General features: G+C 61.7%; 21 protein-coding genes. 5 read left to right on the forward strand and 16 right to left on the reverse strand.

Annotation, left to right across the window (positions count from 1 at the left end; genetic code table 11):
- Window positions 1–116: 116 nt before the first annotated feature.
- Window positions 117–2,012, reverse strand: a complete 1,896-nt coding sequence (locus tag GR197_RS08950; protein WP_164008616.1) for a putative bifunctional diguanylate cyclase/phosphodiesterase — start codon at window positions 2,010–2,012, stop codon at window positions 117–119.
- 425 nt (window positions 2,013–2,437) lie between these two features.
- Between GR197_RS08950 and GR197_RS08955 the strand changes: the two genes are divergently transcribed.
- Both GR197_RS08955 and GR197_RS08960 read left to right on the forward strand, forming a co-directional pair.
- Window positions 2,438–2,791, forward strand: coding sequence for a hypothetical protein (locus GR197_RS08955; RefSeq protein WP_204330126.1), 354 nt, complete (start codon window positions 2,438–2,440; stop codon window positions 2,789–2,791).
- Window positions 2,792–2,996: 205 nt separating this feature from the next.
- Window positions 2,997–3,512 (forward strand): superoxide dismutase family protein, encoded by a 516-nt coding sequence (locus tag GR197_RS08960; RefSeq protein WP_164008620.1) that lies wholly within the window; start codon window positions 2,997–2,999, stop codon window positions 3,510–3,512.
- 77 nt (window positions 3,513–3,589) lie between these two features.
- Here GR197_RS08960 and GR197_RS08965 read toward each other — a convergent pair whose 3' ends face one another.
- The 8 genes from GR197_RS08965 to GR197_RS09000 form a co-directional block, all read right to left on the reverse strand.
- Window positions 3,590–4,474 (reverse strand): mechanosensitive ion channel family protein, encoded by an 885-nt coding sequence (locus GR197_RS08965; protein WP_164008622.1) that lies wholly within the window; start codon window positions 4,472–4,474, stop codon window positions 3,590–3,592.
- A 58-nt stretch (window positions 4,475–4,532) separates the two neighbouring features.
- On the reverse strand, window positions 4,533–5,063 hold the full coding sequence (locus tag GR197_RS08970) for a tyrosine phosphatase family protein (protein WP_164008624.1): 531 nt from the start codon (window positions 5,061–5,063) through the stop codon (window positions 4,533–4,535).
- The gene (locus GR197_RS08975) at window positions 5,060–5,668 is read right to left on the reverse strand and encodes an HD family hydrolase (protein ID WP_164008626.1); all 609 of its coding nucleotides are present in this window, start codon (window positions 5,666–5,668) and stop codon (window positions 5,060–5,062) included. Before GR197_RS08975 ends, GR197_RS08970 begins: the two co-directional genes overlap by 4 nt.
- Window positions 5,665–6,519, reverse strand: coding sequence for a YgfZ/GcvT domain-containing protein (locus GR197_RS08980; RefSeq protein WP_164008628.1), 855 nt, complete (start codon window positions 6,517–6,519; stop codon window positions 5,665–5,667). The genes GR197_RS08975 and GR197_RS08980 overlap by 4 nt, the downstream gene beginning before the upstream one ends.
- A 100-nt stretch (window positions 6,520–6,619) precedes the next feature.
- Complete coding sequence (locus GR197_RS08985; protein ID WP_164008630.1) at window positions 6,620–7,366, reverse strand: hypothetical protein; 747 nt, start codon at window positions 7,364–7,366, stop codon at window positions 6,620–6,622.
- Window positions 7,367–7,383: 17 nt separating this feature from the next.
- Entirely contained in the window at window positions 7,384–7,641 is a 258-nt protein-coding gene (locus tag GR197_RS08990; RefSeq protein WP_003578293.1) for a hypothetical protein, read from the reverse strand.
- Window positions 7,642–7,744: 103 nt separating this feature from the next.
- Window positions 7,745–8,188, reverse strand: coding sequence for a TIGR02301 family protein (locus GR197_RS08995; RefSeq protein WP_204330127.1), 444 nt, complete (start codon window positions 8,186–8,188; stop codon window positions 7,745–7,747).
- Window positions 8,189–8,260: 72 nt separating this feature from the next.
- Entirely contained in the window at window positions 8,261–8,686 is a 426-nt protein-coding gene (locus tag GR197_RS09000) for an NUDIX hydrolase (protein ID WP_164008632.1), read from the reverse strand.
- Between the two features lie 129 nt (window positions 8,687–8,815).
- Here GR197_RS09000 and GR197_RS09005 point away from each other — a divergent pair, with 129 nt between their 5' ends.
- Window positions 8,816–9,136 carry a YnfA family protein gene (locus GR197_RS09005; RefSeq protein ID WP_164009106.1) on the forward strand — a complete coding sequence of 107 codons (321 nt, stop codon included), beginning with the start codon at window positions 8,816–8,818 and terminating at the stop codon, window positions 9,134–9,136.
- 41 nt (window positions 9,137–9,177) lie between these two features.
- Window positions 9,178–9,942 (forward strand): SOS response-associated peptidase, encoded by a 765-nt coding sequence (locus GR197_RS09010; protein WP_164008634.1) that lies wholly within the window; start codon window positions 9,178–9,180, stop codon window positions 9,940–9,942.
- Between the two features lie 184 nt (window positions 9,943–10,126).
- On the opposite strand, the gene GR197_RS31930 is transcribed toward GR197_RS09010, so the two are convergent.
- From GR197_RS31930 to GR197_RS09030, 5 genes are all read right to left on the reverse strand, one after another.
- Window positions 10,127–10,273, reverse strand: a complete 147-nt coding sequence (locus tag GR197_RS31930) for a hypothetical protein (protein WP_348643263.1) — start codon at window positions 10,271–10,273, stop codon at window positions 10,127–10,129.
- A 279-nt stretch (window positions 10,274–10,552) separates the two neighbouring features.
- Window positions 10,553–11,398 carry a CDP-diacylglycerol--serine O-phosphatidyltransferase gene (gene pssA / locus GR197_RS09015; protein WP_007626486.1) on the reverse strand — a complete coding sequence of 282 codons (846 nt, stop codon included), beginning with the start codon at window positions 11,396–11,398 and terminating at the stop codon, window positions 10,553–10,555.
- A gap of 123 nt (window positions 11,399–11,521) precedes the next feature.
- Window positions 11,522–12,328, reverse strand: a complete 807-nt coding sequence (locus GR197_RS09020) for a phosphatidylserine decarboxylase (RefSeq protein ID WP_348643264.1) — start codon at window positions 12,326–12,328, stop codon at window positions 11,522–11,524.
- A 25-nt stretch (window positions 12,329–12,353) separates the two neighbouring features.
- Complete coding sequence (locus tag GR197_RS09025) at window positions 12,354–14,231, reverse strand: ABCB family ABC transporter ATP-binding protein/permease (protein WP_164008638.1); 1,878 nt, start codon at window positions 14,229–14,231, stop codon at window positions 12,354–12,356.
- Between the two features lie 210 nt (window positions 14,232–14,441).
- The gene (locus GR197_RS09030; protein WP_164008640.1) at window positions 14,442–16,463 is read right to left on the reverse strand and encodes a LysM peptidoglycan-binding domain-containing protein; all 2,022 of its coding nucleotides are present in this window, start codon (window positions 16,461–16,463) and stop codon (window positions 14,442–14,444) included.
- Between the two features lie 154 nt (window positions 16,464–16,617).
- On the opposite strand from GR197_RS09030, the gene GR197_RS09035 reads away from it, so the two are divergent.
- Complete coding sequence (locus tag GR197_RS09035; RefSeq protein ID WP_164008642.1) at window positions 16,618–17,241, forward strand: TIGR00730 family Rossman fold protein; 624 nt, start codon at window positions 16,618–16,620, stop codon at window positions 17,239–17,241.
- Between the two features lie 18 nt (window positions 17,242–17,259).
- Here GR197_RS09035 and rarD read toward each other — a convergent pair whose 3' ends face one another.
- Together rarD and cimA are read right to left on the reverse strand one after the other, a co-directional pair.
- Entirely contained in the window at window positions 17,260–18,174 is a 915-nt protein-coding gene (rarD, locus tag GR197_RS09040; protein ID WP_164008644.1) for an EamA family transporter RarD, read from the reverse strand.
- A gap of 162 nt (window positions 18,175–18,336) precedes the next feature.
- Complete coding sequence (cimA, locus tag GR197_RS09045) at window positions 18,337–19,950, reverse strand: citramalate synthase (RefSeq protein ID WP_164008646.1); 1,614 nt, start codon at window positions 19,948–19,950, stop codon at window positions 18,337–18,339.
- Window positions 19,951–20,019: the final 69 nt, after the last annotated feature.

Below are 20,019 nucleotides of genomic sequence, written 5' to 3' on the forward strand. Positions count from 1 at the left end.
TTCCGTCGATAGAACACCGGAACGGAAGCGGAGATTTCGGTCAAGCCCGCGACAATGAAGGCTCGGTGACCGCTGCCGATTTTGTAGCGGCTTGCCGTGCGAGTCGCAATCGAGGCTCAGCGCTTGGGAGAATGCGTCTCGCCACCATTCTTCGGCGGGGAGAGAAGATGGTGCAGGTCACGCACGGGTCTCGGCGGACTGATGTGATAACCCTGGATCTCGTCGCATTCTTCGCATTCGAGCAGCGCCAGCTGGGCGGCCGTCTCGACGCCTTCGACGGTAACGCGCATGCCGAGCGCATCGCCAAGCAGGATGATCGCATGCATGATCGCATGCGCTTCCTTGTTGTCGACGATGTCGCTGACGAAGGATTTGTCGATCTTGATCTTGTCGAAGGGGAAGCTCGAGAGATAGCTCAGCGAGGAATAGCCGGTGCCGAAATCATCCATCGAGATGCGGATGCCGCGCTCCTTCAGCGCATGCAGGATCGGCAGCACCTCGCTGAGATTTTCCATCAGCACGCTCTCGGTGATTTCGAGCTCAAGCCGCGACGGCGACACCGCAGCAGCGGCAAGAGCCTCGCTGACGTCCTCAGTCAGGTCGCTGCTGCTGAACTGGATCGCCGAAACGTTGACGGCGACCTTGATGTCGTCGGGCCATTGCGCTGCATCGTTGCAGGCTTGGCGCAAAACCCAGCGGCCGATATCGACGATAAGGCCGACCTCTTCGGCGAGCGGAATGAAATCCATCGGCGCAACGCGGCCGCGGATCGGGTGGTTCCAGCGGATCAGAGCCTCGAAGCCGCAGATGCGCCGCTGCGAAAGGTCATAGAGCGGTTGGTAATGCAGCTCGAATTCTTCTTTCTCAACGGCCGCTCTAAGGTCGGCCTCCAGCGCATGGCGCAGCTGCATCTGCGCTTCCATCTCGCCGGCGAAAAAACGCTCGCGCTTGCTCCCGTCCGCCTTGGCATGCGACAGCGCCACGCCGGCATTCTTCAGGAGGATATCGGTGTCTTCGCCATCCCCCGGGGCGACTGCGATTCCCATGGAGACGCTGAGCTCCACTTGTTTCTCCCCGTGGAAGAACGGCTCGGAAAGCGCGCGGCGGATCTGCTCGGCAAGGGCCGTCACGTTCCCCGGCTGCTGTCTGCCTGTCTGCAGGATGGCGAATTCGTCCGAGCCGAGGCGCGCCAGGGCATTCTCGGGGCCAGCCGAGGCTCGGATGCGCTCGGCGACCTGCTGCAGGATCGTGTCCCCGACTGACACGCCCATCGTGTTGTTGATCGATTTGAACCGGTCGAGATTGAGGTGAACAAGGGCGATCTGCTCGTCCGGCTTGCGCTCTGCGAACGTCGCATCGACCTGCTCGCGGAAATGGATGCGGTTTGGAAGGCCGGTCAGCGGGTCGTGGTGGGCGAGATAGGTGATGCGCTCAGCCGCCTTTCGATCCTCGGTGACATCGGCATGAATGGCGATATTGCTGCCGTCGGCAAGCATGGTCACCATGCTCTGGATGATGCGGCCGTCGTCCATCAGCCATTCGCGTCGGCGGATACTGCTGCTTTTTGCCGTTGCAGAGGAATGTCGCCCGGCCCGGCGGCCGGGCTTGGCGCTGGCGCCCTCCGCGCCGCGCATTTTGTCGGTGAGATCGGCGATTGTCGCGCCGGCAGCGACATCGTCCTGCGTCAGGCCGAAAAGCTGAGCGAAGCGAATGTTGGAAAGCGTCAGTCGTTGGTCCGCGTCAAAAACGCTGAGACCGAGTGGCAGGTTGTTGAGGATGATGTCGAAGAGCCTTTGCTGTCCGTCGAATGCCTGACTGAGGGCTGATATATTGCCCCTCAGCACATGGTTTTCTCTCAGCAGCGTTTCCGCGCTTCTCTCGATTTCGCCAAAATCGTTTTCATGGACGCGGTAGGTCGCGATCACAAGCTCCATCAAACGTTGCGCATCGACCGATCCATCGGCCATGACGGCCTGGCTGCATTGCTGCCAGAAGAGCGCTTCCGCTTTCATGGGGATGCCTCTTGCGGCGCGGCTGCGACAGCAATGACTGTGCTCACCTGATGGACGTACCTCATCACATCGAAAACCTTTCCAAAGTGAACATAAAATTGATTTTTTATAAGCTGAACGTCTGGGTAGTGGCTTTTGGCGCCCATTCTGGATGGGCGGAATTAATATTCGGTTGCAGTGCGGCGGTCAGGTCACGTCGTTAGGCATTTGTTTTATATGTGAAAAATCGCTGAAATACCGCGAGATCCGCTCGTTTGACCCCGTCGGAAGGTTGGCAGCCACGCATTGCGTTAACGGTTGTCAATCATCGTTAATGAGAAGTTAACAACTTATTGACGCACCGCGCAAATCAGTTTAACCAGCGAGTCAATCAGTGATTTTCCACGTTCGTATTGCGTACAAACACCACCGGCTAAAGGCGGTGAATGGAGGTTTGTATGACCAGCACCACGTCCGTTTCGGACACTTCATATGCATATCTGGCGACGCTCTCGCGGCTTGATGCCAATGGCGATGGTGTCCTCAGCCGCGGCGAACGCGCAGCCGATCAGAAGCCCGGTATCATCAAGGAGCTCCTGGACGAGGACAAGACCAGCGAAACGCAGCCGAAATTTTCCGGCAGCCTGATTGCGCTGATGATGGACTCCCGTGACGGCGGCGTGGCGGCCAGTATCGCCGTTCCCTATCCTTTGCAGCAGACCGCGCCGACGACCGGCGATCGGTCGGACGATCTTTACCGCAACACTTACGGCCAGTTCGACTTCAGCGCCGTCGCCTGAGTCACTCCTGAATCGGGCGATCTGCAAGCCGGCCGTTTGGCCGGCTTTTCCAGTTCTGTGTTCCCAGCGCATCACCCGAAAACCGGAATCGATATCTGCAAAGGATCATGCGTCAGTCCAACGGATAGGGCGTCCTTTACGCTTAATCAGGAACACCTTCCTGGCTGACACGTTCAGAAGGACAACCGGACGGAAGGAGACCTCCATGAAAGCCATGTGCACCATCGCCGGCCTGAGCCTGCTTGCAGTTGCATTGCCGGCGAGCGCTCAGGACAAGCAGACGGCGGTCGCCAATTTCGTCGGCAAAGACGGCAAGGAGGACGGCCGCGCGCAACTGACGGCTGCCGCCAGTGGTGGCGTCCTGATCGAAGTCGAGATATCGGGGCTGCCGGCCAACAAATGGGTGGCTTTCCATGTTCACGAGACCGGCCGCTGCGATGCCGCGACCCATCACGAGTCGGCCGGCGGTCACTTCAACCCTGGGAAGGCCGAGCACGGCCTTCTTGCCGCCAAGGGTCCGCACGCCGGCGATATGCCCAATCAATATGTCGGAGAGGACGGTATGCTGAGAGCCCAGGTGTTTGACAGCATGGTCACGCTCGACGGCAAGACCGACGGCATTCGCGGCCGCGCATTGATGGTCCACGCCAATTCGGATGATTATCGCAGCCAGCCCTCCGGTGATGCCGGTGAGAGATTGGCCTGCGGCGTCATCCAATAGACCGTTGCGATAAATTTACACGCCGAATCAACGTGTTAAGCGCTATTGGTTTGAGAGCGTGGCGGTGCTGGAATGTGTCATTGGCGCGTCGGCGCCGGCTTTTCGGCCGCCCTGCCCTTGGAGTTCTTTGCCGGCGCAGCGTCCGGGACATCCGGAACAACGTCCGGATCCCTCTCGTTGAAAGCGAGTTTGACGCGCTTTATAATGTCACGGCTGACCGCCCACCAGTCGCCGGTCTTTGCCCAGTAGCGCAGCGTCATCAAGATCGCGCCGTCACCCAGGCTATCGATGAAGACGCTTGGTTCCGGTGACCTCAGCACCCGGGAATCGGCTTTGGCAAGGCCCATCAGTGTCTCCATCGCTTGATGGATGTCATCCCCATCGGCGACCTTGACGTTCACATCGTTCCGTCGCGTCGGCTCGCGACTGAAATTGGTAATCGGCGTGTTCCAGAGTGTCGAATTCGGCGCCAACCGGTAGAGCCCGTCGCCGGTTCTGAGTTCAGTCGCAAACAACCCGATTTCGCGCACTGTCCCGGCCACGCTGCTGGTTTCGATGTATTCCCCGACTCGGAATGGCCTGAGGATCAGCAGCATGATGCCGGCGGCGATATTCTGCAGCGTCCCCTGTAGCGCCAGTCCGATTGCCAGGCCGGCTGCGCCAAGGGTCGCGATGATTGAGGCGGTCTGGACGCCGAACTGACCAAGCACGGTGATGAATACCAGGATGAGCAGCGCGTAGCGCAGCACATTGGTGAAGAATCGCGCCAGCGTCTCGTCGATGCCATGGACGCGCGACAGGCCTTCATAGGCCCAGCGGCTGGTAAAACCGGCGAGCGCCCAGCCGAGAACGAGCAGGATGACGGCCCCAAGGACGGAAAAGGAATATTGCACTGCCAGCGCGCTCGCCTGGCTGAGCGCCGTTTGTGTGGCGAGAAGGACGTCGGCTGCCTGTTGTTGCATGATCTGGCCCTGTTGGATTGTTCTTGGTCGGGGCTAGATGGAGCGAATGGCGGCAGCGTCAACCGCAGGCGGCGTCGTCGATCGCAAGCACAAAGGGCGCGTTGCCGTCGGCATCCGCACCGCGGCCGATTGCCCGCACTGCCGCGACCAGCCGGCCCCGGCGGTTAAGCAGCACGTCGCCGATCTCGATCAACCGGGCATTCGGCGTCGCGAAAGGCGAGGCGGCCCGCAGCCGACCGGCAAGCCTTTCTTCGCTCTGATCCGGTACGAGCGACAGCGCGGCGATCAGGGCTGCCGCCGGCGATCGCGACACCCCCATCCAGCAATGGATGAGCAGCGGCGTCTCCTGCCGCCACGATGCGGCAAAGCCGATAATTCCCTGCACATGCGTCTCGTCGGGCGCCACCAGGCCGCCGGTGCCCTTGAAGGCGATGTCGTTCATCGCAAGCGTCAGGTGGCGGTCGGCCGCGATCACGCCCGGTCGGTGAAAGGCCTGTTCCTTGGCGATCAGGCTGATCATCTCTCGCGCCTTGTGGCGTACGGCCATCTCCGCGATGCGCGACAGCGGCGAGACGACGATGAAGCTCACGACACCGTCTCCCGCTCTGCCTCGATCGCCGCGAAGCGCTCGCAGAACAGTCGCTGCGCTTCGACTGCGGGCACGGGCTCGATCATCAGCATCTCCGGGCTGATGCCGCGCGGCTGGCCGAAGAATTTCTGCGCCTCGGCGGGTGTGAAGCCGGCAAGGACCGTCGCCTCGAAATAGGCGGCGATTGTATCGGCCTTCTTGATTCGGTCCTTGAGGTCGCGCGAGGGATGCGGCGGCAGGCCGAAGCGCAGGTGCACGGCGGCCTCCAGCCGCTTCTCCACCGTCTTGTAGCCGCCGCCGACCACCGATTTGAACGGTGAGATCATATCGCCGATCACATATTCGGGGGCATCATGCAGCAGCGCCATCAGACACTCCTGTGGCCGCGCATCGTTGAAGCGGCGGAAAATGTCTTCTACGACGAGACTGTGCTGCGCCACCGAAAAAGCATGATCGCCTGATGTCTGGCCGTTCCAGCGAGCGACACGCGCCAGCCCATGGGCGATATCGATCAGTTCGACATCGAGCGGCGAGGGGTCGAGCAGGTCGAGCCTGCGCCCGGACAGCATGCGCTGCCAGGCACGCGGAGCTTTTGCCGTTGTCACGCGCTGGCCTCGTCGGCGCTGGTTGGGAAGACAAGGCCGGACCATGCCGGCAGGACGAGGGAAACGGGTGTTTCGCCTGCGAGCAGCGGCGTGCCGGCGGCGATTGCAGCGCCGGCGCGGTCGATACGCACGATCGCAAGTCCATGGTCGCCTTCGATCGAACCGAGCGTCCCTATAGGCTTGCCGGCGGCGGTGATCTCCGTTCCCATTCCCGGCAAGGCTGCAGCGGCAGAAACGGTCACGACGCGCCGGCGCGCAGTGCCGCGGTGCTGCATGCGCGAGACGACCTCTTGCCCGACATAGCAGCCTTTCCTGAAGGAGAGGCCGCCGTTCAAATCCATCAGCACGTCATGCGGGAAGGCATCCTGCAGGGCGAAGTCCGATCCTGAGGTGACGATGCCGAGCCTGACACGCAGCGCGTCATAGAGCGCTTCCTCACCGTCGCCGTGTTTGCCGGGCCGACGGACCAACGTGACGCCTGCCTTGGCGAAGCGACTATCCCAGGCGCCCTGGCCGCCCCGGGCGCCCTCGGCACCTTCGCCCCAGCAAACGGTGACGCCTTCCTCGGCGCGCGGCGCGAGCGTGACGGCGGCGCGCAGCTTGTACATCGTCAGCCGCTTCAGCAGGCCATCGCGCTGACCGGCATCGGTTTCGATCGTATAACCATCGCCCTCCTGCCAGATCATGAAGTCGAACAGGATCTTACCTTGCGGCGTCAGTAGCGCCCCGGGCCGCGCCTCGTCGGACCCGAGCGAGATGATATCGGTGGTGATCAGGTTCTGCAGGAAGGATTGGGCTTCCGCGCCGCTGACAGAGAGAAGTGAGCGGTCTTTCAGGAATACGGCTGGCATGGCGGAACCTGTCGCGTTGGTCATCGCTCAGAGGTATGTCTTCATGAGGGGGATCGCAAGCGCCTCATGCGAAACGCGAGACGCGAAAGCGAGGTGGACGTCAATCGCCCGCTGTGAAGAATTTCCATTTGCCCTGAGGCGTAATGCCAAGGCGGTAGAAATTATATCCGCCGAATTCCTGCATGTCGGAAAGATCGCCGGCGGTGACGATGCGCAGCAGTTCGACGCGCTCCGGCGGCGTCAGCGACTTCAGGTCCTTCTCGGCAAAATACGGCCACACATACATGTCGTCTGCCGTACCTTGGCCGACATGCACGAAGCCGGTCGAGATGATGTCGAGCATAATGGCGAGGATCTCGTCTCCGTCAGGATCGCCCGAAAGATCCTTCAGCGTGCCGATCGGATCGTCCGTGGGCTCACCTACCGTCACCTGCGTCTGCTCGGTGCCGGTGCCCATCAACGGCCGCAGCCGCTCGAGATCGCCGGAGGCGGCCGCCTCGACGATCTGCTCGCGCATCTTGCGAACCGGCTCGGGTACCTTGCTGATGTCGTAAATCACTTCGGCGGGCTTGGAGGCATCCTGGGCGCCCGGCGTCTTGTCGACACCCTGATTATTCTGGCCGTTGACCAGCGGATCGGCCATGGGAACGCCGGGGGTGGCTCCACTTTGCGGTTGGCTCTGTCCCTGAGCGGCCGGGGCGTCGTTGGCGGGTTGGCCGGGGGCCTTGTGCAGTTCGGAAAGCGCGTAGGCCGCCGGCGCGAGGAAAACATTGCCGGCAGCGAGGCTGAACGCAAGCAGCACCGACGCGAGCGGAATTCGCGATACTTTCTCTTTACCGGTGCGCATCAAACTCTCTGATAAAATTATTGCAGGGTGCGGTTCGCGGAGAATTCGCCGGCAAGCATGCGCTCACGGAGCGAATCCAGCAGGGCTTCTGCGCTGCTTTCCCCGTGCAATCTGATGGTCTCCCGCAGCGCATGCGCAATGGCGGCATCAGCGATGATTTCAGGCTCGATTCCGTCGGCCATGCCGTCGGCCCAAGCCTCGTTCTGGTACTCCAGAGCCGCCTGCATCTTTTCGTGGACGATCATGTCGTCGATCTCGTTGAGGCTTGCTTCCATTGTCTTTTCCTCAGAACTTCTCATGTCTTACTGCACCGTTAACAACACTAACAGCCTTTTCCCAAAACGACACGTCCACATGCGAAAACAGGTTAATTAAACGTCAATTTCCAAAACGCGAGGTAATTTCTGTGGCGAGTGTTGCACCTTCGTTACGGTAGCGCTCTTCTGCCACGATGGCCGCTGCGGTGCAATCCGTATAGACGGAGGCGAACGCGCGGTAGCCGCGATTGAAGGCTGCAGTCAACCTTTCCTTGCGCTGCGGCTCGTTGCCGGTCTCCGAATCGAGCAGCTGCTGCATGCCGTTTCGCCACTCGTCGGCGCCTGCCGCCTTGCAGAGCGTTCTCAGATAATGCACCGAACCCAACACCTCGGCGAGCCGCGCCAGCTTGTCGTCATAAGGCACGATCACGGCAGGCGGCGGCGTAATCTCCTCCTGTGGAGGTGGCGTATTCTTGCCCTGCGCCATGGTCGGACCGGCCAGGACGAGCAGGGACAGGAAAATGCGTCGAACGGGAATCATACCCCCAGTTGATACGTTGAGCATGACGGCAACAAGGCGGGCCTCGAGAGTTTCCACTTCTATTCGCCGCGCACCAGAGCACGATGCCGAAAAGTGTCAGCGGTTTTCGGCTTCCCGTTCTAGCCGCTCGGCGCATTCGAGGACGCTCTGCGGTACGGGCAATCGCCGGATTTCCTCCACCGTGTACCAACCGACGGCGGCCGCATCGTCGGCGGCTTCCGCCACCACATCCCTATCGGCCTCGACGCGGAAGACCGACAGCAGGAAATAGCTGTTGACGCTGCCATCGGTCGCATGGGTCTTCAGATCATAGGTCGAAAACAGCCGCGGATTGCGTGCCGAAATGCCGGTCTCTTCACCGAATTCTCGCAAAGCCGTTTGCTCCGGCGTCTCGCCGGGTTCAGCGCGTCCGCCGGGAAAGGCATACATGTCGGCGGAAGGCGGATTGCGCCGCAGCACCAGCAGGAATCGTCCGTCGCGTTCGAGAATGGCGGATGAGGCGGCTTTGGCGGTGGAGGTCATCAGGGCTGCTCTTGGGGCTCTTGGCTCGGATCGCCCATCCTATCCGATGAACCGATATTTGCATGCCGCCGCTGCTTGGCTTCCCCAGTTTTCGCTGGGATAGTGATGACGGATTCGAAAGGTGCTTTCGTGACCTACATCATCTACGCCTTCGCGGCCGTCTTCGAGATCGCCGGTTGTTTTGCCTTCTGGGCATGGCTGAAACTCGAAAAGCCGGTCTGGTGGCTGGCGCCAGGCATGGTCTCGCTGGCGCTTTTTGCCTGGCTTCTGACGCTGGTGCCGAGCGAGGCCGCCGGCCGCACCTTCGCGGCCTATGGCGGCATCTACATTGTCGCCTCGCTGCTCTGGCTTTGGCTGGTCGAAAGCCGCATGCCTGATCGTTACGATATCGGCGGGGCGTTGATCTGCCTTGCCGGGACGAGCATCATCCTCTTTGCGCCGAGAGGCTGAAGCGCCTTGACCGGACTCAGGCTCGGTGCAAAGACAAGCCGATGTGTGGACGTTTCGCCCTGACAAGCTCCAGCGCCGACCTGCGCGAATTTTTCTCCGGACTCGATCTCGACGATTTTCCGGCGCGCTACAACATTGCGCCGACGCAGCCGATTCTCGTCGTCATTTCAGGCGAGGGCAGGGAGCAGGGCAGCAACTTGGCCGACCGGCGCGCCGTGCTCGTACGCTGGGGCCTCACGCCCGGCTGGGTCAAGGACCCGAAGGAATTTCCGCTGCTGATCAACGCCCGCTCCGAGACTGTAATCGGCAAGGCTTCGTTCCGGGCGGCCATGCGCCATCGCCGCGTGCTCATCCCGGCCTCCGGCTTTTACGAATGGCATCGTACATCAAAGGATAGTGGTGAGAAACCGCAGGCCTATTGGATCAGGCCGCGGCAGGGAGGGGTCGTCGCCTTTGCCGGCCTGATGGAGACATGGTCCTCGGCTGATGGTTCCGAGGTCGATACCGGCGCGATCCTGACGACATCAGCCAACTCAGGCATATCCGCGATCCACGATCGCATGCCGGTGGTCATCAAACCCGAAGATTTTTCGCGCTGGCTGGATTGCAAGACGCAGGAACCGCGCGAGGTGGCCGACCTGATGCGGCCCGCTCAGGACGATTTCTTTGAGGCCGTCCCAGTCTCCGACAAGGTCAACAAGGTCGCCAATATGGGGCCCGACCTGCAGCAGCCGGCCGTCATCGAAAAGCCGCTGAAGGCTCCCGCGAAGCGAGGGCCCGACGACGGCCAGCTCAGTTTCTTCTGAAGCGGCATCCGCCATTTTTCACTTGGCGGTATAACCGCTTCGTTCGTCTGGTGCGTTGGGGAGGAGGTTTTGGTGCGGCTTGCTGCAACCGCTCAACGTCAGGCCCGCCGCACGGCGGGTTGGAGGACGGCATGCGGAGAACCGGACTTGAAGCGCACCGAAGTCCGGTTGGATGCGTAGCACCTCAAGCGGATTTCTTGACGGTGCCCGGCTTGTTCTTTGCCATCAGCGATGCTGCGACAACGGCCTTCAGGCCAACTGGGCGATAGTTGGCGCTGAGATCAGGCTTGGACGGCTGCTGTTCGCTGCTAAGACTCTTTTTCGAGGTCACGATACTCTCCTTACGTGGTTCTTCCCTGGGCATTTTATGATTTGCTGTTTCGTCATAAATAGCGACAAAACAGAGACGCATCCCATCAGGATTTGTAAACGCACACCATAATTCGCGAGGCTTAACTGAAGCCTACGTTGGTTAATACTTACTGAAGAGAGCGGTTCCAACTAAAGTGCGCAGCGGTTTTCCCCGGAGAATTACGCGAAGCGATTATCCCGTGGGTCAGAACCTAGAGAGAAGATTTCTCGGGTCGGAAAAATCAGCAATGCGCGGAGATCAGATGTGCCGGCCGATATCGTCGTCGCCGACGCCGGGTTCCTCGATCGTCAGCGTTCCGTATTTCCGGCGCCATTTCCGTGCACCGAAGGGAAGCGATATGAGGTAGGCAGCAACGGTAAACACCATCACCTCCCAGGTGTAGCTCATCAGCAAAGCCACATAGAGCACGACGCCGAGCATCATCGGCAGCACGAGATCGCGCCGCAACCGGCTGCCTTCCGATTTACCCGACCAGACCGGCAGCCGGCTGATCAGCAGGAAGGCGATAACGACGGTATAGATCGACGAAACATAGGCGAAGGTGCGATCCGTCGCCAGGCCGAGGAAGCCGAGATAGACCGGCAGCAGCACCAGCATGGCGCCAGCCGGCGCCGGCACGCCGACGAAATATTCCGATTGCCAGCTCGCCTTGTTCTCGCGTTCGGCCATGACGTTGAAGCGGGCAAGGCGAAGCCCGGCGGCGATCGCGTAGATCAGCGCGGCGATCCAGCCGAGCGAGCGCGCCTGGTCGAGCGCGAAGACATAGACGACCAGGGCGGGTGCGACGCCGAAATTGACGATATCGGCAAGCGAATCCATTTGCGCGCCGAACTTCGAGGTCGCCTTCATCAGCCGGGCCACGCGCCCGTCGATGCCGTCGAGGAAGGCGGCAACCAGCACCATGGAGACGGCGAGTTCGTAACGGTTCTCGAAAGCCAGCCTGATGCCGGTCAGCCCGGCGCAGATCGCCAGAATGGTGATGAGGTTCGGAAAGACGAGACGGAGCGGGATTTCGCGCAGACGCGGGCCACGGGCGGAATCATCCGGACCATTCGGCTCGAAAGGCGGAAAGGGCGTTTCCATATCGCGTTCCAATCTGAACCTGGAGCATGTCGCGCAAAACTGTGCAGCGGTTTTGCGATAACGACAGGCGTAAAAACATAGGGCTAAAGCACCAAGTGCGAATCTGAAAGATCGCGATGCGCTTTAACTGCGGCGGCTGATGATGGGACCCTTGGCGGAGGCGAATTCGGCAATCACAGTTTCGCCGGCAACCGCCACCTGGCCAAGCGAGACGCGTGGCGCAGCACCGGCGGGCAGGAACACGTCGAGCCGCGAGCCGAAACGGATCAGCCCGAAGCGCTCGCCGGCATCTAACGGTTCGTTGGGGTTTGCCCAGCAGAGGATGCGCCGTGCCACGAGACCGGCGATCTGCACCACACCGATCTGGCCGTGCCGGGTTTCAATCACCAGCCCGTTGCGTTCATTGTCCTCGCTCGCCTTGTCGAGTTCGGCATTGACGAAGCTACCGGAGCGGTAGTTGATGCTGACGATGCGCCCGCGCATCGGCGCCCGGTTCACATGGCAATTGAAGACGTTCATGAACACCGAAATGCGCAGCATCGGCTCGGAGCCGAGATTGAGTTCCGCCGGCGGGGTCACCATCTGGATCGCCGAGACCTTGCCGTCGGCGGGAGAGATCACCAGATCGTCGTCCTGCGGGGTCACCCGTTCGGGATCGCGGAAGAAATAGGCGCACCAGAGCGTGAAGATCATGCCGATCCAGAAGAGCGGCTTGAAGATCCAGCCCAGGATCAGCGACGCGACGAAGAAGGCGGCAACGAAGGGATAACCCTCCTTATGCACGGGGACGATCGTGTTGCGAACCGTGTTGAACAGGCTCATGCTGCCGGTCTCCTTGCGTTTGCGTTTCTCGCTGGTTAGCGAAAAACCGTCTCCGGGGCAATGCTGTGGCCCGCGCCCTGGTTCCGACGCCGGGGTTCTGAACAACAAAAGCCAGTCGGTTTCCTATCCCGGCTCAGCTTGCCGGGGCAAGCCGCGCAATCACGCCGAGGTCGTCGCTTTCGCGCACCTGCTTCAGATGCTCCTCCGCCTGTGTCGCCTCGCGCTGGCGGTTCCACATCGAGGCGTAGAGACCGTTCATTTCGAGCAGAGCGGCATGCGTCCCGCGCTCGGCAATCTCCCCGCTTTTCAGCACGATGATTTCGTCGGCGCCGATGACGGTCGAAAGCCGGTGGGCGATGACCAGTGTCGTGCGGTTCTTCGACACCACGTCGAGCGCCGTCTGGATTTCCCGTTCCGTCGTCGTATCGAGCGCCGATGTCGCCTCGTCGAGGATCAGGATCGGCGGCGCCTTGAGGATGGTGCGGGCGATCGCCACCCGCTGCTTCTCGCCACCCGAAAGCTTGAGCCCGCGTTCGCCGACCTTGGTCTCGAATCCCTCGGGCAGCGTCTCGATGAAATGGGCGATCTGCGCTACCTCGGCTGCCGCAAAGACCTCGCCGTCGCTGGCCGACGTGCGGCCGTAGCGGATGTTGTAGGCGACCGTGTCGTTGAAGAGCACGGTATCCTGCGGCACCATGCCGATCACTGAGCGCAGGCTCTTCTGCGTCACTGTGCGGATGTCCTGGCCGTCGACGGTGATTGCGCCGCTCTGGATATCGTAGAAACGGTAGAGCAGCCGTGACAGCGTCGATTTGCCGGCGCCCGAAGGACCGACGACAGCAACCGTCTTGCCGGCCGGAACATCGAAAGAAATGCCCTTCAGGATCGGACGGGCCGGGTCGTAGGAAAAGTGTACGTCCCTGAAGGCGATCGCACCCTGGGCGATCCGAAGCTCGGTCGCATCGGACGTGTCTTTGACCTCGGCCTTGACCTCAAGCAAGTCGAACATCTGCTCGATGTCGGTCAAGCCCTGGCGGATTTCGCGGTAGACGAAGCCGATGAAATTGAGCGGCGCGGAAAGCTGCAGCAGCATCGAATTGACAAAAACGAAATCGCCGACCGTCTGCTCGCCGCGCTGGACGGCGAGCGCCGACAGCACCAGCATGATGGTCGTGCCGATGCCGAAGATGACGCCCTGGCCGAAGTTCAGCCAGCCGAGCGAGGTCCAGACATCGGTCGCCGCCTTCTCGTAGCGTTCCATCGATTTGTCGAAGCGTTTTGCCTCCATCTCTTCGTTGCCGAAATATTTGACGGTCTCGAAATTGAGGAGGGAGTCGATCGCCTTGGTGTTGGCGTCGGTATCGCTGTCGTTCATTGACCGGCGGATGGCGATACGCCAGTCGGATGCGCGGATGGTGAACCAGATATAGGCCCAGACGGTGAAGCCGGTGACGGCGAGATAGGAGAAACCGTAGCCCCACCAGAAAATAGCCGCCGTCAGCAGGAATTCGATGACGGTCGGGACAGAATTGAGGATCGTGAACCGCACGATCGTCTCGATGCCCTTGGTGCCGCGCTCGATGATACGCGAGAGACCGCCGGTCTTGCGCTCCAGATGAAAGCGCAGCGACAGCTCGTGCATGTGCACGAAGGTCCTGTAAGCGAGCTGACGCACTGCATGCTGCCCGACGCTGGCAAACAGCGCGTCGCGCAGCTGGTTGAGGCCGAGCTGAATCAGCCGGGTGATATTATAGGCGATCACCAGGGCGATGGCGCCGGCAAGCAGCGGCGGCACCGAGCCGGCCAGATCCATCCTGCCGTTCAGCGCATCGGTCGACCACTTGAAGAAATAGGGGACGAGCAGCAGGACAAACTTGGAAATCAGCAGGAAGACCGAGGCCCAGACGACGCGCATCTTGAGGTCCGGCCGGCCGGCCGGCCACATATAGGGCCAGAGGTTGAGAAGCGTCTGCAGCAGGTTGGATTCCGAGACTGTCTTGCCGTTTGCCATGCTTGTCTCCAGCCCGGATGGGCTTGCGGCGATTGCCGCGCTTCGATGCCGGCAAGAGCACGGAACCCGGAGGTGCCCGAAAGCACTTGCCGCAACCCGCAGCCGCCATCGCCAGATAGGGTGTCGGGCGGACGAATACAACAAATGCGGGGTTCAGGAAAAGGCAGGCCGGGCGGTTAGCCCGCCCGGCCTCGTTATGGTGTTCGGCGCTTAGAGGTGCTGGCCGGAAAGGCGTTTGCGGTGCAGCTCTTCGGCGTTCGGCAACACGTCCTTCGGCAGACCGAAAATCTGACCGGGACGGATGCGGTCGGGATCGATGATCTTGTCTTCGTTGGCGATGTAGATCGTCGTGTAACGAACGCCGAGGCCATAGGTGCGGCGCGAGATCTGCCACAGCGTGTCGCCGCGGCGAATGATGACCGCCGCGTTGTTTGCCGTCAGCGGCGCCTGTTCGATGGTCTTCGGCTGATTGCTGACGACATCGTTTGCAGACGGCGCTGCCGGCGCGGGTGTGGCGGTAAGTTCAGCGATCATGCCGCCCAGCCTGTCGAGTGCCGAGCCGACGGACTTCGCGTCCCCAGGCAGGCTCTGCAGCAGCTTCAGCGCATTGCCGGCGACCTGAGAGGCGGCGCCGGACGCTTGCTTGAAGGCATCGGATGCATCTGCCGCCGCGCGGAAGTCGGCGACTGAGCGCAGTGCGAATTCCGTTGCCGAGCGCGCTGCCGCAAGCTGTTCGGCGCCCGGCAGCTTGCCGTCGGCAAACAGCCCCTTCAGCAGGCCGAAGGCCTTTCCGGTCTCAGCCTTGCGCTTGCCGAGTTCGCCTTCGTCGAGCGGCACCATCGAGGAAGCGCCGTTCGCGTCGTCAGGCGCGGATTGGGCGGCGACCCTCACCTGGTCGCCGGCGGGGCGATTGAAATTCACCGCGGCGCGCACGATCACCTTGCCGGCGGGATCGACAACATCGACGCGGATCTTGTGGTCGCCGACCGAAAGCGCCACCACACCGTCGATGACGAAATGGCCGTCCGAGCCGGCCGTGTCCTGGCCGACCAGGCTGTCGTCGGCATACCCGACGACCTTGGCGTTGGCGCGCGCGGTGCCGGCAATGAAGATCTTGTTGCCTTCGATCTCGACGGCATTGACCATCACATCGGGCGCATTCGTCTTGTCAGGTGCGGCAGTGCCGGGGATGGCCGGTGCCGTGGCTGCGGCACCGGGGGCGGCGTCGGTGAGGTTTGGCGTCTGCAGCGCCAGCTCGCCGGTCGGCGCAGCGGTTGCGGCAGGCGCAGCCGAGCTTCCGCCAGCGGCCGGCTTGTTGGAGGCATCGGCGACTTCGGTTCCGGCCTTCGGCGCGGTGATGATGCGGCTCGCTGTGCCGGGTTTGGAGACCATGGCGAGCAGATCGGCGCTGTTGCCGTCTTTCGGCACGGAAATGGTCGCGACCTCTTCGGAAAGCGCGCTCTTGCCGTCCTTGCCGGTGAACTTGAGCACCAGCTGGTGGTCGCCCGCGGCAAGCGGCTCGTCGAGAACCGCGGCGAAATCGCCGCTGGCGCCGACATCGGCTGTCGTCACGACCTTTTCGCCGTCAAGCACTTCGAGCTTGCCGTTCGGTTCGGCGGAGCCGGCAATCACCGTCGAGCCGTCGGGCTCGACGCGCAAGACGTCGAAGGCGGGAAGCTTCGGGCCGGCATTTTCCGCTGCCGTGCTCGCAGCAGGCTCAGGCGCACCGGTCAACGCAGCCTCGGCCTTGGCGATCGCAGCAAGCGCATCGGTGATGTTCTCGGGCAGCGACTGAACGATGGCCAGCGCCTTCGCGCCGCCGTCCTTGGCTTTCGTGGCAAGCGTCTGGGTCGCCGGATCGAGGCCCTCGGGGATTGCGAAACCGGCAAGTGCGCCGAGCGCGTTGACGGCCTTGGTCTTGGCGGCGGCGAAGACATCGTCGGCAGGGCCCTTGCCGTCGGCAAACAGCGCCTTGAGTTCGCTGAGCGACACGCCGGCGCCGGCCGAAAGGCGGCCCACCTTGTCGGCGACGGCAGCCGCGTCCGCCACAGCGGAGCGGGATGTCTTTGCCGACTCGTTAACCGTGTCCTTGAGCTCCGTGCTCGCCTGGTTGATCGCGTCGCCGACCTTGGCTGTATCGCCGCCGATGCGCGGCATGACGAAAAACACCATCAGTAGGATTGCGATTACGAGCACTGCAAGGGCCAGCAAGCCGGCACGGTTCTTCATCATTATGTCTCCCAAGGCGGCAATTTGCCGTAGTAACCGAAATTGCTAGCGATTCCCGTTGCTTTGCACAAGCATTCAAAGCAATTCGGCAAGCTAGGCACGCTGCTTTTCAGTCAATTTTCTTGACTGCATTGAAATGGAATAGTTGTTTGCCTCCATGACCGAACAATCTGTATCGATTCGATCCATCTGCGTTTACTGCGGCTCAAGGCCGGGACGCGATCCCTCCCACATGGCGGCCGGGCGTGCTCTCGGAAGAGAGATCGCCGAATACGGCCTGCGCCTCGTCTATGGCGGGGGTACCAAAGGCATCATGGGCGCGGTCGCCAGCGGCGTGCTCTCAGGCGGCGGCCAGGTCACGGGCATTATCCCCGAATTCCTGATCGATATGGAAGCGACTCGCCACTCGCTCGGTCAGCTCAACGAACTTATTGTAACCCCTGACATGCATGCGCGCAAACACACGATGTTCGAGCGTTCCGATGCTTTCGTCGCGCTGCCCGGCGGCATCGGTACGCTGGAGGAGATCGTCGAGATCATGACCTGGGCACAGCTCGGCCGCCACGAAAAGCCGATGGTTTTTGCCAACGTCAACGGTTTCTGGGATCCGATGATGGAACTGATGCGCCATATGACCGAAGAAGGCTTCCTGCACACCGCCCACCGGGTGCAGCCGCTCGTCGTCGACGAGATCTCCGGCATCATTCCGGCGATCATGGCCCAGGCAGCCCAACTCGCCGCCGATCGTGACGGCGAGGATGCGGTGATCTCGAAGATGTAGAAGTCCGGACGGGCGCTCTCAGCGCCCGCGGCTTCCCCTCAGCATCGACCAGCTGTAGAGGACCAGCCCTGCCCAGATCAGCGGGAAGGCAATCATGCGCGCCGTGCCAAGCGGCTCTTGGAAGACGAAGACCGCGATCAGGAAAATCATCGTCGGCGCGATATACTGCATGATGCCGATCGTCGAGAGTTTCAGCAGCTTGGCGCCGTTGGCATAGATCATCAACGGCACGGCGGTGATGACGCCGCAGCCGAGCAGCAGCGTCGTATCGGCAAGGCCGGTGCGGTAGAGGTGGCCCTGGCCGCTCCCGAATTCGAGATAGAGGATATAGAGCAGGGCTGGCCCGCTGAGGATCAGCACTTCGAGGAAGAAGCCCTGGTTCGGCCCGAGCGGCAGCGTCTTGCGCAGTAATGCATAAAATCCCCACGAGATCGCCAGCGTCAGCGCCACCCATGGAATGCCGCCGCTATCGAATGCGAGAATGGCGACGGCAAGCCCTGCCAGCGCGATCGCGGCGATCTGCAGCGGCTGCAGCTTTTCCTTGAGCAGCACCGCGCCGAGGAAGATGCTGAACAGCGGATTGATGAAATAGCCGAGCGCCGCATCGAGCGAATGGCCGGCGCCGATCGCCCAGACATAGGTGCCCCAGTTGACGGTGATCAGCGACGCCGTCAATGCCGCCATCGCCAGCATGCGCGGTGAGCGCAATGCCGTCGCGATATCCTGTGTGCGCCCGAGCACGATCAGAACGATGCCTGCCAGCGGCAGCGACCAGACGATGCGGTGGGCGATCACCTCGGCCGGCGAGATATGCGCCACCGCCTTCATGTAGATCGGCAGAAAGCCCCAGAGCAGATAGGCCGCCAGCGCGAAGGCGAAACCGCGCGGACTGTCTTCGTTCTTGGCCAAGGGAACGGATGCATCGGTCGACATCGGGCGTTTCCATCTTTGTTCTTCTTCTGATCCGGCCTAGCTTAAGCGCCGTGAATAGGCCAATTCATTTCGTTGAATAAAGGGCGAAAGGAATTGAAACGGAAACGAGGCAATGGGCGGATGATGGCGGCAACATGCCCGAGCCGAACCGGCGGAATAGACTTATTCCGCCGCGATCTTTCCTGCCAGCTGCCGATTTTTCATCAGCTTATAGATGACGGAATCCATCAGCGCCTGGAACGAGGCGTCGATGATGTTCTCCGAGACGCCGACCGTCCACCAGCGCACGCCATCGCTGTCGGTGGACTCGATCAGCACGCGGGTGATCGCCTCGGTGCCGCCATTGAGGATACGCACCTTGAAATCGGCGAGCACCAGATCGTCGATCTCATGCTGGTATTTGCCGAAATCCTTGCGTAGCGCGAGGTCGAGTGCGTTCACCGGGCCTTCGGCATCGGCAACCGACATCAGCGTCTGGCCGTCGATGGTGATCTTCACCACCGCCTCCGAGACGATCTTCACGCGGCCAAGACTGTCGAAGCGGCGCTCGATCATCACCCGGAAGCCTTCGATGGTGAAGAATTCCGGGATCGTGCCGAGTGTGCGGTGCGCCAGCAGCTCGAAGCTCGCATCCGCGCCCTCATAGGCATAACCGATGGATTCACGTTCCTTGACGATCGAGATGAGCAGGTCGAGCTTCGGATCGTCCTTGGCGACGGTAATGCCGCGCCGCTTCAGCGCATTGATGAAATTTGCCTTGCCGCCCTGGTCCGACACCATGACCTTGCGGAAGTTGCCGACGGTCTCCGGCGGCACGTGTTCATAGGTCCGAGGGTCCTTGATCAGCGCCGATGCATGGATGCCGGCCTTTGTGGCGAAGGCGGAAGCGCCGACATAGGGCATCTGATGATCAGGCGAGCGGTTGAGCAGCTCGTCGAAGGCATGTGAGAGCCGGGTGAGATTGAGCAGCCGCTCCTCGTCGATCGCCGTTTCGAAACGTGAGGTATAGGCGCTCTTGAGCGCCAGCGTCGGGATCAGCGTCACCAGATTGGCATTGCCGCAACGCTCGCCGATGCCGTTCAGCGTGCCCTGGATTTGCCGGACGCCGGCTTCGACCGCAGCCAGGGAATTGGCGACCGCCTGGCCGGTGTCGTTATGGGCATGGATGCCAAGACAGTGGCCGGGAACGCCTGAGGCGATCACCGCCTCGACGATGGCACGCACCTCCGGCGGCTGCGTACCGCCATTGGTGTCGCAGAGCACCACCCAGCGGGCGCCGCTGTCATAAGCGGTCTTGGCGCAGGCCAGCGCGTAGGCCGGATTGGCCTTGAAGCCGTCGAAGAAATGCTCGCAATCGACAATCGCCTCCTTGCCGGCGCCAACCGCCGCCTTGACGCTCTCGGCGATGCTTTCGAGGTTTTCCTCGTTGGTGCAGCCGAGCGCCACCGCGACATGATAATCCCAGCTCTTGGCGACGAAACAGATGGCGTCGCTTTTGGCCTGCAGCAGCCCGGCAAGGCCGGGATCGTTGGAAACCGAAACGCCCGCCCGCTTCGTCATGCCGAAGGCGACGAAGCTGGCCTGGCTGGTGCGCTTCTCGCTGAAAAAGGCGGTATCGGTCGGATTGGCGCCGGGATAGCCGCCCTCGACGTAATCGATGCCGAATTCGTCCAGCATCGCGGCGATCGCAATCTTGTCCTCGACCGAGAAGTCGATCCCGGGCGTCTGCTGCCCGTCCCGGAGCGTCGTGTCGAAGAGATAGATGCGTTCTTTCATATCGTTTCCTCCCGGCAAGCGGGTGTTGTTGTGGTGCGGATGCGGTCCCTCATCCGGCTGCCGCCACCT

It is taken from the genome of Rhizobium phaseoli, from assembly GCF_010668805.1.
Classification (GTDB): domain Bacteria; phylum Pseudomonadota; class Alphaproteobacteria; order Rhizobiales; family Rhizobiaceae; genus Rhizobium; species Rhizobium phaseoli_A.

Bases quoted from the DNA above. Each gene is read 5' to 3' on its own strand.
- GR197_RS08950 (WP_164008616.1), bottom strand. From the start codon at position 2,012: ATGAAAGCGGAAGCGCTCTTCTGGCAGCAATGCAGCCAGGCCGTCATG.
- cimA (WP_164008646.1), bottom strand. From the start codon at position 19,950: ATGAAAGAACGCATCTATCTCTTCGACACGACGCTCCGGGACGGGCAG.
- GR197_RS09000 (WP_164008632.1), bottom strand. From the start codon at position 8,686: ATGACCTCCACCGCCAAAGCCGCCTCATCCGCCATTCTCGAACGCGAC.
- GR197_RS09035 (WP_164008642.1), top strand. From the start codon at position 16,618: ATGACCGAACAATCTGTATCGATTCGATCCATCTGCGTTTACTGCGGC.
- GR197_RS08960 (WP_164008620.1), top strand. From the start codon at position 2,997: ATGAAAGCCATGTGCACCATCGCCGGCCTGAGCCTGCTTGCAGTTGCA.
- rarD (WP_164008644.1), bottom strand. From the start codon at position 18,174: ATGTCGACCGATGCATCCGTTCCCTTGGCCAAGAACGAAGACAGTCCG.
- GR197_RS09025 (WP_164008638.1), bottom strand. From the start codon at position 14,231: ATGGCAAACGGCAAGACAGTCTCGGAATCCAACCTGCTGCAGACGCTT.
- GR197_RS08985 (WP_164008630.1), bottom strand. From the start codon at position 7,366: ATGCGCACCGGTAAAGAGAAAGTATCGCGAATTCCGCTCGCGTCGGTG.
- GR197_RS08990 (WP_003578293.1), bottom strand. From the start codon at position 7,641: ATGGAAGCAAGCCTCAACGAGATCGACGACATGATCGTCCACGAAAAG.
- GR197_RS08995 (WP_204330127.1), bottom strand. From the start codon at position 8,188: ATGCTCAACGTATCAACTGGGGGTATGATTCCCGTTCGACGCATTTTC.
- GR197_RS08955 (WP_204330126.1), top strand. From the start codon at position 2,438: ATGGAGGTTTGTATGACCAGCACCACGTCCGTTTCGGACACTTCATAT.
- pssA (WP_007626486.1), bottom strand. From the start codon at position 11,398: ATGGAAACGCCCTTTCCGCCTTTCGAGCCGAATGGTCCGGATGATTCC.
- GR197_RS08965 (WP_164008622.1), bottom strand. From the start codon at position 4,474: ATGCAACAACAGGCAGCCGACGTCCTTCTCGCCACACAAACGGCGCTC.
- GR197_RS09030 (WP_164008640.1), bottom strand. From the start codon at position 16,463: ATGATGAAGAACCGTGCCGGCTTGCTGGCCCTTGCAGTGCTCGTAATC.
- GR197_RS09010 (WP_164008634.1), top strand. From the start codon at position 9,178: ATGTGTGGACGTTTCGCCCTGACAAGCTCCAGCGCCGACCTGCGCGAA.
- GR197_RS08980 (WP_164008628.1), bottom strand. From the start codon at position 6,519: ATGCCAGCCGTATTCCTGAAAGACCGCTCACTTCTCTCTGTCAGCGGC.